The following is a 13,961-nucleotide window of genomic DNA, read 5'->3' as shown; positions in this document are numbered from 1 at the left end:
GATCGCGACGTTCAAATCATGTTCCATATCGTCTCCCTGACACCCGCCTGTCCAAGGACAGGCAACCTACGTCGACGGAAAAGCACATGCCCGATGAACCGACATACAAACAGCGCTCTGCACACCGCGGCATAAACCACGGTCTGTAATGTACGCGCCTTGAGAACTTTCAGGCAATAAACCGACCGGGCCAATTGCCGTATTGGTACATTGTGAATTTCCAGTCAGACGGCGGCCCTCCCTTGTCTCCTATAGCATTGAAATGTCTAGCGATTGCGATGACAGCCGCGCAGTACGGCCGCCAGCGTCCCATAGGACGGCCCGAACGCCTCCTTCCCTCCGGCTCGCCTTTTCTTCAGAGGAAGCATTGGCCTCATGGACCAACACTAGGATTGGTTCAGGCATTGCCTTGATCTTACAAGGCACGGGCGTCACCTTGCGTACAGCGGGCCTACGAAAACGTCTGGCCTCTGTGGTGAATATGGATCGCCGCACCAGCTGACGATAGTTGATTATGGGATGCGGGCATGAAGATCAGTATTGGCCAGATCACAGTTACGCCTGACAAAGCCAGAAACATTGCATCGATTTGCTCGGCAGTTGAGGCCGCCTCGAAAGAAGGAGCCTCACTGATCATATTCCCGGAATTTGCCATGTTGTTCGACATGGCGGATCCGGCGGCCGGACTGCGCGCAGCCGAGACAATCCCTGGCGAGTTCACCCGAACCATCGATACCTTCGCCAGGACATTCGGCATTGTCATCGCGGTCGGCATGCATGAAGCAGCGGGCGATGGAACGAAGGCGTACAATACAATCTACGTTACGTCTGGTGCGGGTAATGAGATTGCGAAATATCGCAAGGTTCATTTGATGGAAGGTTTCGGACTAAGGGAATCCGATACCATCAGCCCCTCGCCGGATCCGGACGCGGTGGTCTTCCACTGCGCAGAATTGTGCTTCGGCATTATCACCTGTTACGATGTGCGCTTTCCCGAGAGTGCGCGTGCGCTTGCCGACGTCGGCGTCGACGTAATTCTTCTGCCGTCTTTTTGGGCCACGGGTCCCCAGAAACTCGACCACTGGACGACGCTGATAAAAGCGAGAGCCATTGAGAACACGGCCTATGTCGTCGCATCCAATTCCTCTGCGCCCGGCTCCTTCGGAACGAGCATGATCGTCGATCCATCAGGCAACGTGCTGGCGAGCCTTGGGGCAGAATCCGAAACGCGAACAGTCGATATTTCGAAAGCGAAAGTCGATCAAATTCGCCAACAAAACCCCAGTCTTTCATGCCGGCGCTTTCGAGTCGTGCGCATTTAGCCTGTACCAAATCACCGCCACTCCAGGAGGAGTTTCATGACAGCCAAGCTGACCAGATCACTTGTCATCGCCTTGACGGGCTATGCATTTTTCAGTCTGCCTCTCGCCACCGGGGTATGGGCACAACAAGCAATGACCGACGCCCAGGCGGCAATGGCGGCCGTCGATTACAGCTGCGCACGGCCCGACGCGGGCTCGACGACCAAGATCAGTGTTGCCGCCCTGCCAATCGTCAGCAATGCGGCAATGTTTGCGGCAGCCGACCTTGGCATATTCGCCAAGCACGGCCTATCGGTCGAGTTCACGATGTTGGGCAGTCTGCCGCCGACAATATCTGCGGTGCAGGGCGGGGCGGTTGATTTCGCCTTTACCGGAACGTTCAACGTTTTCCAGGCTGCCGAGCGCGGCATCGACCTCGTTTTCGTTGCGCCGTTTGCCGGTATGGCGCCGGGATATTGGGACAAGATGCAGGCTGGCGAAGCCGGCTACACCCGAGAAATTACAGCGATACTCGTTGCGGAAGGCAGCGGTATCGACAATCCCGGTGACCTTGAAGGCAAGGTGCTCGCCCTTCCGGACAGGAAGGGGCAGTTCGATCTGACGGCACGTGCCGTCATTCGCAAGCACGGCGGCGATCCCGAAAAGGTCAAATACGTCGTTATGAATTATACAGACTCGATAAATGCCTTGATGGCGGGTCAAGTCGATGCGGCCCTATCGATCGATCCACAAATTCGGACAGCCGAAGCCGCAGGATACAAGATCATCTCGTGGCCGGGTGTTGAAGCTTTGAAAGAAGGGCCGACCAGCGCGATCGTCTCAACCGGCGCCTTCATCGCCAACAACCCCGAAACAGTCGCGCGTATGAATTGCGTCATACGCGAAGCGGCGGCCCTTGCGCTCTCCGACCCCGATCTTCTGCGCAAGACGACGGCCGAGAGACAGAAAGTCGATCCATCAACGCTTGCCAATTCAGTTGTGCCCTATTTCTACTCGTCAATCGACATCGCCGGGCTCCAAAGGTTCTACGAAATTCAGACCGAGGAAGGCTTCGTCACAGGAAGTCTCGCCATCAACAAGCTTGTGATCCCGCAAGCGCTCTCGCGAGATGAGTAATGGGACACTTTGGCTTTACGCCCACCGGCAAGCTTGCCGGTGGTGTTGCGGGATTCCTTATCTGGCTCGCGCTCTGGCAGCTGTTGACGACTGCAGGACCCTTGGCCGGGGTTTCCGGTATCCCCACGATGTCGGGCGCGGTTGGCGAAGGCTTGCGGGTCATTTTTGATCCGGATTTCTGGGTCGCCATCGGCCAGACCCTCGGCATGGCGTTAACAGGTCTTGGACTGGCCATCGTTTTGGGGGTGACCGTGGGATTGGCCACGGCGGTATCGAGGGCAATGCGCGCCGCTTTGGACCCGACGATCCAGTTCCTGCGGCCACTTCCGCCGATCGTGATCCTGCCTCTGCTCCTCATGGTGCTGGGCCCGACTTGGAGTTTTGGGGTCGCTCTGGCAGCTTTCGGTGCCATATGGCCCATAGTCCTGCAGGTGCAGATCGGTATACGCGATGTGGATCCCGTCATGCTTGAGACTGCGCGGTCGATGAACCTGCCGTGGCACAAGGTGCAGACTTCGATTGTGCTTCCGAGTGCGGCGCCTTTCATTATCACAGGCATCCGCATTGGCGCGACGTTTGCACTGCTACTGGCAATCGGGGCTGGACTGCTCGGTGGAGCGCCCGGGCTGGGTCGCCGGATCTTGATTGCGCAGGAAGCGTTGCAGTCGGATCTCGCGTTCGGTCTCATCCTCTGGAGCGGTGTGATCGGCACATTCTTCGCTCAGGGGTTGAACGCGCTCGAGCAGGCTGTTCTGCGTGGCCGCCGTCCTATCGAGGAGCCTGTATGATGAACTTGCGGCGCACATTACTGGGGGCTTTGGTTCCTATAGCGTTGATTGCCGTCTATGCGATATGGACGTCCGTCAGCCCCAACCCGTTCTTTCCAAAACCATGGACGATCATTCGAAAGTTTCAGGAACTCTGGCTTTTCGATCGCGTCTTTTCGGACGTGCTGCCAAGCCTACGCAACCTTCTGGCCGGGTATGCGATGGCCTGTGTTCTCGGATTTGCCGGCGGGCTGGCGCTTGGGCGGGTGTCATTGCTGCGGTTGCTTTTTTCCCCGCTACTCGATTTCGCGCGTTCGATCCCGATCATCATGCTGATCCCGCCGTTCGTGCTGGCACTTGGTATCGGTGACGCGTCCAAACTGGCGATTATTACGCTGGGAACGTTCTTCCCGATCGCCCTTGCAACGATCGACGGTCTCAAACGGACGGACCCGGCTTTGCTCGACGTCAGCCGAAGCCTGAAACTGCCGTGGTGGAAGGAGCTTACCGTTGTTTGGCTCCCGTCTGCCGCGCCTTCGATCGTTGGTGGTGCACAGACGGGGCTGCAGGTTGCGTTCATCTTGATGGTGGCCAGTGAAATGCTCGCAGCCTACAGGGGGCTCGGTTTCATAACGATGCAGGCGCAACTAACCTTCGATTCGGAAGGGGTATGGGCAGGCATAATCCTGCTCGCGATCCTCGGATTTCTCCTGAACGCGATTTCCAATGTGATCCGCGACCGATTGCTCCACTGGTATATCCAGTCCCGAGCGCTGGCTCGTTCGTGAAAAATTGAAGGATGCAAACCTTGAATGCCATCGTCAAAGCGTCTGTTAGCCCACCCAAATCGCGACTGCTCATCCGCGATCTTTCCAAAACATACGGTCCGGTCGGGACAGGTCATGAAGTCCTGAAGGACATTTCCTTCGAGGTGCATGAGGGTGAATTTGTTTGTCTTGTCGGACCTTCGGGCGCAGGCAAGACCACGCTTCTGCGATGCCTGACGGGGCTCATGCCGGCCACATCCGGCCAAATCGTGCTCGACGGTACTGTTCTGACGGGCCCGAACGCCAAAATCTCCGTCGTTTTCCAGGAGTATACCCGTTCACTGATGCCTTGGATGACGGCAGAAAAAAACGTCGCGCTGGCGCTTTATAACCTTAAACTTTCAGCGGCCGATGTTGCCACGCGTTGTCGCGAAGCTTTGGCAAGCGTTGGACTGGCAGGGGCCGAGGCTCGCTATCCTTGGCAGTTGTCAGGCGGTATGCAACAGCGCGTAGCAATCGCGCGGGCCTTGGTAACGGAACCGGAGGTGCTCATCATGGACGAGCCGTTCGCTTCCATCGATGCGCAGACGAAGATGGAGCTGGAAGATCTAGCTCTGTCGCTGCAACGCTCGCGGGCTATGACCGTTATTCTGGTTACCCACGATATTGACGAGTCCGTGTATCTATCTGACCGGGTCGTGGTCCTGTCCAAGAATCCGGCCTCCGTGCAGGAGATAGTTTCGATCGACCTTGGCGTCGAGCGTGACCAGTTGACGACACGCGAAAGCCACCGTTTTGGTGAGCTTCGCTCTCACATACTGAGCCTGATCAGGAAATCACAACGGAACGCGCAGAAGATCGGGAATATTTAAGACAAGCCGCTTCTGCGGCGGCCATCCTTTCCCATCGGGAACACCTGAGATGACAACAGATTTTACAACGCGTCCTGAGATCCTCGGGACGTTCGGTGTCGTGAGCTCGACCCACTGGATAGCGTCTTCGGTCGGGATGGCCATTCTCGAGCGCGGCGGCAATGCGTTCGATGCGGCGGTTGCCGCCGGTTTCACGTTGCAGATCGTGGAGCCACATTTGTGTGGTCCTGGCGGGGACATGCCCGCCATCATCTACTCGGCAAAGTCGCGCAAGCTGGACGTCATTTGCGGCCAGGGGCCGGCACCTGCAGCTGCAACGATTCAGCATTACAGGTCTGTCGGACTTGATATGATTCCGGGTAACGGGCTGCTTGCGACAGTCATTCCAGGGGCGTTCGACGGCTGGATGTTGATGCTACTGCTGCACGGCACGATGAGCGTTCGGGACGTTCTGGAGCCCGCGATTTATTATGCCGAACATGGGCATCCCATCCTGCCATGCGCCTCAAAGGCCATTGGCGAACTGGCTGATTTCTTTCGAACAGAATGGCTGACGTCATATGATACCTGGCTGCCGGGTGGTTCGGTTCCTCCTGCGCATTCGAATTTCTGTAACCCGGTTCTTGCAGGGACCTGGAAGCGCGTGGTTTCCGAGGCGATGGCCGCGCGGGGCCGCGAGCGCCAGATCGACGCTGCACGCGACGCTTTCTACCGCGGATTTATCGCTGAACGGATAGATGCTTATCTGAAGTCTGCTGAAGTCATGGATGACAGCGGCTCCCCGCATCGCGGCGTTCTGACCGCCCACGATATGGCAGGATGGCAGGCATCGGTTGAGAACCCTCAGACCTATGACTATAGGGATTGGACGGTCGCCAAAACGAGGTCCTGGGGGCAGGGGCCTGTAATGTTGCAATCCCTGGCCCTTCTCAAGAACCTGAACATTGGCGCAATGGACCCGCGCGGCCCCGATTTCGTGCATAGCGTCGTTGAGGCGATGAAGATCGCTTATGCCGATCGTGAGATCTATTACGGTGACCCGGATTTTTTCGACGTCCCGATGGAAACGCTCCTGTCGGACCGCTACAACAACGATCGTCGTACGCTTCTAACAGACGACGCATCGTACGAATTTCGACCGGGTGTCCTGCCGGGCTATCAGCGGCAGGTCGATCTGACGCTGGCAATGCTGGACGAACTTAGCGGTACAGGCGCGGTCTACGAGCCGACAATGGCTCATCTCTCCAGGACACCCGGCGACACGGTGCATCTCGATGTCATAGACCGCTGGGGCAACATGGTGTCCGTCACGCCGTCCGGGGGCTGGCTACAGTCTTCGCCTGTGATACCGGAACTGGGATTCTCCCTCAATTCACGAGCCCAGATGTTCTGGCTGAAGCCGGGGCTCCCGACGTCGTTGGAGCCGGGTAAGCGACCGAGAACAACACTGACCCCGTCCATCGCGCTCCACAATGGACGCCCTGCGCTGGCCTTCGGCACGCCAGGAGGTGATCAGCAAGATCAGTGGCAGTTGGCGTTCTTCCTGCGTTACGTCCATCATCAGAAAAATCTTCAATCGGCCATCGACATGCCGTTGTTCCACAGTGCGCATTTTCCGGCTTCGTTTTATCCACGAACACGATCGCCTGGCGAGGTCGTAATTGAAGGCAATTTTGACGTCGCCACGCTCGAAGAGTTGAGGCGACGAGGACATTCCTTAACGGTGGCCGAACCGTGGAGCATTGGTCGCCTGACCGCGGCAAGTCGTGACCCGGACGGTTTGCTGCGCGCCGCGGCGAGCCCTCGTCTGATGCAGGCTTACGCTGTCGGCCGCTAGAGTTTTGTCGGGGAAAGTGGGGATCGGTTTTCCCGAGAGACAAACGAAAACAAAGAAACCAGACATGCTCCAGGATTCGACAGATCACTTCGCTGCGAGCAAGGGAGCGATCCAACTGAAGGTTTCCTCCACATGAACAATCAATTCACGGCGTGCGAGGTCGCCGTCGCGAGCTACGATCGCCTTCAGCAACGAAGTATGCGCCCCGCTAACGGTCGCGCGGGCAGCGCCTTTGAATGGGCCGTGCAGCAGGAGCTTGCTGATTTCCACCTGGATTTGAGCTTCTTCGTTGTAAAGACGCGCCGATCCTGAGGCCTCCGAGACCTTCAAATGAAATTTTGCATCGGCGGCACGCGCCTCTTGCGCATCGGCGATATTCTGATCGAACTGAAGCGAGGCCGAATCCATTTCTTTCAGTTGTGCCGCGGAAGCGCGCTCTGCCGCGAGGTACGATGCTTCTCCGGACACCGCGCGTCGCCAGTCCGTCAGATCACGCGCCTCCTGACGAGAAAAGTGTAGTTCGCGTGCCAATCGAGCGAAATGTTCTTCGGCGCGATCGCTAACGAAGTTTCCCCCGCCTCGACCACGCCGAGCTTCGATCAGGCCGAGTTGTCGCATGGGCTCAAGTGCGCGCCGCAAGGTCATCACTGCCACTCCAAGCGAAGCGGCGAGATTCGCTTCGCTTGGAAGGCGGTCACCAGGGCGTAATTCTCCTGTTGCGATTGCGTCGCTCAGGCGTTGGAAAATTGCCTCGGGCGCGCTCTTGCCCAAAGGCTTGACAATGTTCAAAAAATCACTTTTCATCTAACATCTATATGTTATATGTAATCTGGAATTCAAGGAAATTCAGATGCTTTCAACGCAGGAATCCTGGTGCGCATTGATCTCGTGCTCATCACTGGACTACGAAATCGATCCAGGCATTAAGGGCCTGCGTGATCAACTGGTCGAAAATACCGTTACCGGTTTGGCTGCAGCGGGCATCACGGCAAAAGTTGTTCCGAAACTGTATCAAAACTTGACTCCGACGGCGGCTCTTAGGCAGGCCGATATGTTGCTTGTGCTGGGCGGCTACGACATCCATCCCATGTTTTATGGCCAATTGCCACATGCTAATACATACACCCTATCGGATGAAAAGGGGGACCAGTTCGAGCTTGAGCTGATCCGTGAGGCTGTGGCGATGGGAATGCCGGTCCTATCGATTTGCCGCGGCATGCAACTTTTGAACGTCGCGCTTGGAGGCAGCCTGTGTCAAGAAGTTGGCACGGACGAAAAGCATTACATCCCCGCCGACAGGTCGGCCTTCGTAGAACATAAAGTCGAAATTCTATCCGACAGCTATTTGGCGTCGGCATTTTCCGAACGACAGATCACGATAAGATCGGCGCATCACCAGAGTGTTCTAACCTTGGGTGAAAACCTGCGAGCGACTGCCTTTGCCGACGACGGAATAGTCGAGGCAATGGAGTTGCAGGATGAAAATCTCGTCATCGGTGTGCAATGGCACCCTGAGGATTCCGGCGCCGATCCGAAGCAGTTTGCGGCGCTCACCGGACTGTTCGTTCGGTATCTCGAACAGACTGTCAAATTTGAAACAAAAGGGGAAAGACATGAAGATAACGACATTTGCAGCAAGCGCATTTCTCGTGCTGGCGGGGACAAATTTTGCACTCGCCAATTCGTTCGGCGAATGTAAGGTCACAGGCGAAGCCGTAAAAACAGAATTTGTGCCATTGAAAGACGACACGCTTGTCGTTGCGACAGTGCTGCCGAATCCCGGGTGGTGGAACGGAACATCCCCGACAGAAATCACGAGCGGTTACGAATATTGCTTGGCCGCGCAGATCGCCCATCGCGCTGGTTTTAGCCAGCTTGAGATCAAGAATCTGGCCTGGGACCAGCTCATCACCGGCGCGGCCAAGGGCTACGATATCGCTATGGCGGGCGTGACGATCACGGAAAAGCGCCGCGCGGCCATGGATTTCTCGGCACCATACTTCAACTCGGACCTGGGCGTGGCATCCAAGCCGGGCGCGGACGTCACGTCGGACAACATCCGCCAGAAGCGGATAGGGGTCATTCAAGGAAGCACCGGGGCCGACTGGGTGATAAACACCCTCAAGGCGGACAATCCACCTGCCATTTTCCAGAGCAATCCGGAAGCCTTCACCTCACTGGCGGCCGGTCAGGTCGACGTCGTGATTACCGATACGGTCCTTCTTTTGGCTGCTGCGAAAACAACCGGCGGCCGCATCGCTGTCCAAGCCCAATTCAAAGCAGAGCAACCCAACGGGATCGTCATGCCGAAGGGTTCGGTAAACATACAGGTGGTCAACGAGATCATCGCCGATCTTGAGGCCGACGGATCGCTCGCTGAACTTACCAAGGCCTATCTGGTTCCAATGTTCGGCGGGAACCCCGATGACATCCCGTTCTGGGAGGTTAAATAACGCCATGGCGCTAGCCCCATCTCCTGCAGCAGTATCAGCGCTTTCGCCACCGCAGCCGAGTTATAAGCTGGCGATCGGATCGACGCTGTTTGCGCTTGCAACGGCAATAGCGGTCTTGTCTGTGAATGCCGTATGCCTCCGGCAGGCTGTGGACCCTGGCCTCCTGTGGTTTTGCTGGGTGTTCGCTGGAATCTGCGTGTCTGCCCTACTGGTTGTGCTTTGGTATGCTCTCGCAGCGGTCAATGCCTCGCGTCGCAGCGAGGCATTGCTTAATCGAGGCCTCGTAATTGAAGCACGCGCCGCTTCGGAGCTCTCCCATCAAGAGAGCTACGTGACATTCGGTCTCGCAATAACGCTCCTGACCGTCGTTGCGCTCGTTTCCATCGTCACCATGAACAATGGGACGGTGCAGCAGACCTTTCTCCAATCCACTCTGATGATAGCGAGTGTGAAAGACGTCTCGCAGGCCTTTCTCGTCAACGTGTTTATGGCGGTCGTTGACACGGATGTGTGGCATATGTGATCACATAAAACAAGAGGTGTGAAACTGCAACGCCATCGGCCGACGTCTCCGCCGCGCAGAGGCCGGCAGTAAGAAAACGCTGCAAGTAGTTCGAAGGGGAACGCGCGTTGAGTGAGATCTCACTATCCGGAATTTCGAAGTTCTATGGTACCTTCTGCGCTGTTCGCAACGTAGACTTGAAAGTCGCCCAGGGAGAGCTTGTAACGATCCTTGGGCCAAGCGGATCCGGGAAGAGCACACTTCTGGGATTGATCGCCGGCCTTACGACCCCCAGTGAGGGTATCATTAGTTTCGGGTCCCGAGATGTGACGCACCTGCCCAGTCGGGAGCGCAATGTAGGGCTCGTGTTCCAGAGTTACGCGCTCTTTCCGCATATGACGGTTTTTCAGAATATAGCCTTCCCGCTCAAGGTGAGGAATTACGCGACGCTCCAGATCCAGGCTGCCGTGACGAAGGCGCTGCAAAGCGTGCGTCTGGAGCATCTCTCGGATCGCAAGCCATCACAATTGTCGGGCGGCCAGCAACAACGCGTCGCGCTCGCACGTGGCTTTGTCTTCGAGCCGGATATCCTGCTGCTGGACGAGCCGCTGGGAGCACTCGACCGCAAGCTGCGGGAAGAGGTTCAAGTTGAATTGCGCGATCTCCAGCGGAATCTTGGCATAACCACCGTGCTGGTGACCCATGATCAGGAGGAGGCATTGTCGATGTCAGATCGAGTGATGGTTCTGGATCAGGGCGAAATACGCCAGATTGGCACCCCGGAGGAGGTGTATCTCAAGCCGGCCAACAGCTTTGTCGCCGGGTTCCTCGGCACGGCGAACGTCCTGTCCGGCACCGTGCGGAACCTGGGTGGCGATTGGACGATGCGGCTTGCGAAAGGCCTCGAGGTTCCCTGCGGACCTCCCCCCGGGCCGGATCAGGATGTCCATTGCACGATGATCATCCGCCCGGAGAACCTGAGGCTTTGTTCGCCCGATGGGCACGGTCCAACGGGACAGGTTCGCGACGCGATTTACCTTGGCCAGACGACGAAGCATGTCGTCGAGAGCGAGATCGGATTGATCGTTTCGGTCGGCCCGTCTCACGAGCGACGCAGCGTGGGGGAAAACGTCAAGTTGACCTGGAACCGGGCCGCAACGTGGTTCGTTTAAATCGGGGCGCTGGCCCCTGAGACAATCTGAATGGTCCTGACACGATAGACGGCGTTGCCGTCCTACCAGACATCCGCCTCATCGAGGATCACCTTTGCCGCATCGCGCAGGTCGGCCAGAATCGCGGCACGCGCATCAAACGCGTCACGCCGCTGGAGCGCATCGATGAGCGTGCGATGGTGATGCACCGCGATTTGTCCCCCATTGCGCACGATGTAGTAATTGAGCATGGGCCCCACCTGAAGCCAGAGAGACTCGATCAGATTAAGTGTTACCGGTCTGTTCGCAGCGGCGTATATAATGAAATGAAACTCCTGATTGAGTTTCAGGAAGCTCTCCATGCTTTCAACGCTGTGCTCCATGCCGTCCTGAAGTTCGGAGAGTTTCTCTATGTCGGCAGCACTGATCTTCGCGACGGCCTGCTCCACCAGAGCCCCTTCCAGACTTTCGCGGAGCGATAGAATTTCCTTAAATTCGCTCTTTGACAGCGCCTTCAGCCGGAACCGCCGCGGTCCATCCATCTCAAGGATTCGCTCCGACAGCAATCGACGCAATGCATCACGGACAGGCATCATGCTTGTTCCGAGCTGATCGGCCAGACCGCGGATGCTGACGACCGATCCAGGCTCCAGAAGTCCTCCCATAATGACGCGACGGATTTCCTCGTAGACCTGGCCACTCATTGTTTCATGGGCGACCCGCTGAAATAACTTCGGACCCGCGTCGTTCATTCGAAAACCTCACTGGACTTCAGCGCTAGGGTCATTTGAATGACCCGGTTACAGGGAAGACTGATTGCATGGTGCTAGCCCTATCGGCTTCACCCTGTCAGACCTCGAAAAGATCGGTGGTTGCATGCGTGAAGCGTCAGGCAGACTGCGGGCTCATCCAACACTCCGAAAATTTGGATCATCATAAAAAAGCGACCATCACACCGCAAGCCCCTTGCGATAAAACATTATGTGTGATCACATATAATACATTGACCCCCAACTGGCGATTGTGGGCCGACGGCGCCTTGCATCCTCCCGGCACCGCCTCTTTTTCCAAGAACCGAGGGAGCAAGGCGTCCCGTATGCCAACAAAGGACAGAAGAATGGACCTCAAGGGAAAAGTCGTCATTACTTGCGCCGTAACCGGCGCGATCCACACCCCATCCATGTCGCCGTATCTGCCAGTTTCGGCGCAGGAGATCGTCGATGCTGCGCTTGGCGCTGCTGAGGCCGGTGCTGCGGTCATCCATCTCCATGCCCGCAATGGAGAGGATGGCCGCCCCGATCAATCGCCGGAGGCGTTCGCACCGATCCTCAGCGTTATCAAGCAACAGACAAAGGCGGTGTTGAACATCACCACCGGTGGCGCTCCCACCATGTCGGTCGCCGAACGCATGCGGCCTGCGCAGCACTATCAGCCCGAGCTTGCCTCCCTGAATATGGGTACCATGAACTTCGGACTGTTTCCGATGTTAAATCGCTATGAAGCGGCGCTGAAGCATCAGTGGGAGCGGGATTATCTCGGCAACAAGGACATCGTCTTCCGCAATACGTTCGGCGATGTGGAACATATGATGACGACGCTCGGCGCGGGTGGTACGAAATTCGAGTTCGAGTGCTATGATACCTCTCATCTCTATAATCTTAAATATTTCTTCGACCGGGATCTGGTGGCGGGGCCTTTGTTCATTCAGACGGTTTTCGGGCTGATGGGCGGAATCGGCCCGCATCCTGACGACGTAATGCATATGAAACGCACTGCAGACCGGCTGTTCGGCGAGAATTATCGGTGGTCGGTGCTGGGCGCGGGGCGCAACCAGTTGAACATCGCCGCGATGGCGGCTGCGATGGGTGGGAACGTCCGCGTTGGTTTGGAAGACAACCTCTGGGCTGGACGGGGCCGCCTGGCCGAAACCAATGCGCAGCAGGTGTGTTCCGCGCGGCAGATCATCGAAGGTCTGGGACTTGAGGTAGCCACCCCGATGGAAGCGCGCGAGATGCTCGCGCTGAAGGGGGGCGACCGGGTCAATTTTTGACCCCTAGTCGTTCCTCCACCCGGCTGTATGTGGGTAACTAACGAGATCTAACCGTACCGCGCAGAATGAGTTCACCGGGAATGAAATGAACGGCTGGATCGGCCTTAGACTCTGAATCCATGAGTGCGATCGTTTTTTGCACCAAAAGATGCAAGGGTTGGCGAATAGTCGTGAGATTGTAGGCTGACCAGGCCGCGCTAGGCACATCATCGAAACCAACAACTGAGACATCTTCTGGAACACGTTTTCCAAGAGTAAAACGAAGCTGGTCGAGCACTCCAAACGCGACGGCATCGTCTCCACAGAAAATACCGTCAATATCGGGACGAGATGCCATTAGCTGATGGACGGCCTGAGCTCCCCAATTGTAGTGAAATGCTCGCTCCAGGACAGGGATATCGTTCAGACAAGAAACGTTAGCCACCTCCAAAAAACCCCGCCGTCGATCGGCATTCGTCGAGGAATCTTGCCGCCCACCGATATAGGCGAGATTTTTGCACCCCGCAGCGATCAGCGTTTCCGCGGCTTGCTTCCCACCGACATGATTGTCACAACTGACGATGTTCGTGGTTCCAGTGCTAGAATATCGATTCATCAAGACGACAGGCACGCCACTCGCCAGGCACATCTCCGCCGCGTTCGACGAAAGGACCGCGGTGGTCACCACAATGCCCGCAACCTTGTATTGCAAGACGGAAGGGATAAGGTCATCAACCGTCTGATCATGGCCGGCATTGAACAGCAAAATCTGACGCCCCTGATCTTGGATAGCGGCGGTGAGTGCGTCGAGAACGGTGGGGTAAAACGGGTTTGCAAAGTCGGCCATGACAACCGCTATTATGTTGGATTGGCCCGTGATAAGCCCCCTGGCGAGTTGATCAGGCCGGTAGCCTAGCTGATCCGCGGCCTGTTCGATGCGGCGCCTAACATCGTACGCGACATAGCCGTTGTTGGCCATTACTCGCGACACAGCGGCCTGGGATACGTTTGCGAGCTTCGCAACGTCACGCTGTGTCGGTCCGCTTAGCTGTTTTCGTTTCGGCGCTCGCTCGTCTTGGTTCATCGCTCGCTTCCATGCCTGATCGATTGGTACCCGTATGTAATTTCCAGCGGCCAAGCAATCC

General features: G+C 56.9%; 14 protein-coding genes. 11 read left to right on the top strand and 3 right to left on the bottom strand.

Annotation, left to right across the window (positions count from 1 at the left end):
• The first annotated feature begins 527 nt into the window (after positions 1-527).
• The 6 genes from VGN93_RS09810 to VGN93_RS09785 are packed head-to-tail and all read left to right on the top strand — an operon-like array spanning position 528 to position 6,681.
• Positions 528-1,322 carry a nitrilase-related carbon-nitrogen hydrolase gene (locus VGN93_RS09810; protein WP_327507353.1) on the top strand — a complete coding sequence of 265 codons (795 nt, stop codon included), beginning with the start codon at positions 528-530 and terminating at the stop codon, positions 1,320-1,322.
• Positions 1,323-1,358: 36 nt separating this feature from the next.
• Positions 1,359-2,438, top strand: a complete 1,080-nt coding sequence (locus tag VGN93_RS09805) for an ABC transporter substrate-binding protein (RefSeq protein ID WP_327507352.1) — start codon at positions 1,359-1,361, stop codon at positions 2,436-2,438.
• Positions 2,438-3,226, top strand: a complete 789-nt coding sequence (locus tag VGN93_RS09800; RefSeq protein ID WP_327507351.1) for an ABC transporter permease — start codon at positions 2,438-2,440, stop codon at positions 3,224-3,226. Before VGN93_RS09805 ends, VGN93_RS09800 begins: the two co-directional genes overlap by 1 nt.
• The gene (locus tag VGN93_RS09795; RefSeq protein ID WP_327507350.1) at positions 3,223-3,993 is read left to right on the top strand and encodes an ABC transporter permease; all 771 of its coding nucleotides are present in this window, start codon (positions 3,223-3,225) and stop codon (positions 3,991-3,993) included. The genes VGN93_RS09800 and VGN93_RS09795 overlap by 4 nt, the downstream gene beginning before the upstream one ends.
• Positions 3,994-4,013: 20 nt before the next feature.
• The gene (locus tag VGN93_RS09790) at positions 4,014-4,844 is read left to right on the top strand and encodes an ABC transporter ATP-binding protein (protein WP_327507349.1); all 831 of its coding nucleotides are present in this window, start codon (positions 4,014-4,016) and stop codon (positions 4,842-4,844) included.
• Positions 4,845-4,893: 49 nt separating this feature from the next.
• On the top strand, positions 4,894-6,681 hold the full coding sequence (locus VGN93_RS09785; protein ID WP_327507348.1) for a gamma-glutamyltransferase family protein: 1,788 nt from the start codon (positions 4,894-4,896) through the stop codon (positions 6,679-6,681).
• An 84-nt stretch (positions 6,682-6,765) separates the two neighbouring features.
• Here VGN93_RS09785 and VGN93_RS09780 read toward each other — a convergent pair whose 3' ends face one another.
• Entirely contained in the window at positions 6,766-7,485 is a 720-nt protein-coding gene (locus tag VGN93_RS09780) for a FadR/GntR family transcriptional regulator (protein WP_327507347.1), read from the bottom strand.
• A gap of 46 nt (positions 7,486-7,531) precedes the next feature.
• On the opposite strand from VGN93_RS09780, the gene VGN93_RS09775 reads away from it, so the two are divergent.
• From VGN93_RS09775 to VGN93_RS09760, 4 genes are all read left to right on the top strand, one after another.
• Positions 7,532-8,380: a gamma-glutamyl-gamma-aminobutyrate hydrolase family protein gene (locus VGN93_RS09775; protein WP_327507346.1), complete on the top strand. Its 849-nt coding sequence runs from the start codon at positions 7,532-7,534 to the stop codon at positions 8,378-8,380.
• Entirely contained in the window at positions 8,295-9,134 is an 840-nt protein-coding gene (locus VGN93_RS09770) for an ABC transporter substrate-binding protein (protein WP_327507345.1), read from the top strand. Before VGN93_RS09775 ends, VGN93_RS09770 begins: the two co-directional genes overlap by 86 nt.
• Before the next feature lie 196 nt (positions 9,135-9,330).
• Entirely contained in the window at positions 9,331-9,657 is a 327-nt protein-coding gene (locus VGN93_RS09765) for a hypothetical protein (RefSeq protein WP_327507344.1), read from the top strand.
• Positions 9,658-9,764: 107 nt separating this feature from the next.
• Positions 9,765-10,808 (top strand): ABC transporter ATP-binding protein, encoded by a 1,044-nt coding sequence (locus VGN93_RS09760; RefSeq protein WP_327507343.1) that lies wholly within the window; start codon positions 9,765-9,767, stop codon positions 10,806-10,808.
• A gap of 62 nt (positions 10,809-10,870) precedes the next feature.
• Here the strand turns inward: VGN93_RS09760 and VGN93_RS09755 are convergent, their stop codons facing one another.
• Positions 10,871-11,539, bottom strand: a complete 669-nt coding sequence (locus VGN93_RS09755) for a GntR family transcriptional regulator (RefSeq protein WP_327507342.1) — start codon at positions 11,537-11,539, stop codon at positions 10,871-10,873.
• A 365-nt stretch (positions 11,540-11,904) separates the two neighbouring features.
• On the opposite strand from VGN93_RS09755, the gene VGN93_RS09750 reads away from it, so the two are divergent.
• Complete coding sequence (locus tag VGN93_RS09750) at positions 11,905-12,837, top strand: 3-keto-5-aminohexanoate cleavage protein (protein ID WP_327507341.1); 933 nt, start codon at positions 11,905-11,907, stop codon at positions 12,835-12,837.
• Between the two features lie 37 nt (positions 12,838-12,874).
• Here VGN93_RS09750 and VGN93_RS09745 read toward each other — a convergent pair whose 3' ends face one another.
• Positions 12,875-13,900, bottom strand: a complete 1,026-nt coding sequence (locus tag VGN93_RS09745; protein ID WP_327507340.1) for a LacI family DNA-binding transcriptional regulator — start codon at positions 13,898-13,900, stop codon at positions 12,875-12,877.
• Positions 13,901-13,961 lie beyond the last annotated feature (61 nt).

The organism is Shinella sp., from assembly GCF_035998705.1.
GTDB lineage: Bacteria > Pseudomonadota > Alphaproteobacteria > Rhizobiales > Rhizobiaceae > Shinella.
This window is presented reverse-complemented; position numbering and strand designations above follow the sequence as displayed.

Bases quoted from the DNA above. Each gene is read 5' to 3' on its own strand.
- VGN93_RS09810 (WP_327507353.1), top strand. From the start codon at position 528: ATGAAGATCAGTATTGGCCAGATCACAGTTACGCCTGACAAAGCCAGA.
- VGN93_RS09805 (WP_327507352.1), top strand. From the start codon at position 1,359: ATGACAGCCAAGCTGACCAGATCACTTGTCATCGCCTTGACGGGCTAT.
- VGN93_RS09800 (WP_327507351.1), top strand. From the start codon at position 2,438: ATGGGACACTTTGGCTTTACGCCCACCGGCAAGCTTGCCGGTGGTGTT.
- VGN93_RS09795 (WP_327507350.1), top strand. From the start codon at position 3,223: ATGATGAACTTGCGGCGCACATTACTGGGGGCTTTGGTTCCTATAGCG.
- VGN93_RS09785 (WP_327507348.1), top strand. From the start codon at position 4,894: ATGACAACAGATTTTACAACGCGTCCTGAGATCCTCGGGACGTTCGGT.
- VGN93_RS09780 (WP_327507347.1), bottom strand. From the start codon at position 7,485: ATGAAAAGTGATTTTTTGAACATTGTCAAGCCTTTGGGCAAGAGCGCG.
- VGN93_RS09775 (WP_327507346.1), top strand. From the start codon at position 7,532: ATGCTTTCAACGCAGGAATCCTGGTGCGCATTGATCTCGTGCTCATCA.
- VGN93_RS09770 (WP_327507345.1), top strand. From the start codon at position 8,295: ATGAAGATAACGACATTTGCAGCAAGCGCATTTCTCGTGCTGGCGGGG.
- VGN93_RS09755 (WP_327507342.1), bottom strand. From the start codon at position 11,539: ATGAACGACGCGGGTCCGAAGTTATTTCAGCGGGTCGCCCATGAAACA.
- VGN93_RS09750 (WP_327507341.1), top strand. From the start codon at position 11,905: ATGGACCTCAAGGGAAAAGTCGTCATTACTTGCGCCGTAACCGGCGCG.
- VGN93_RS09745 (WP_327507340.1), bottom strand. From the start codon at position 13,900: ATGAACCAAGACGAGCGAGCGCCGAAACGAAAACAGCTAAGCGGACCG.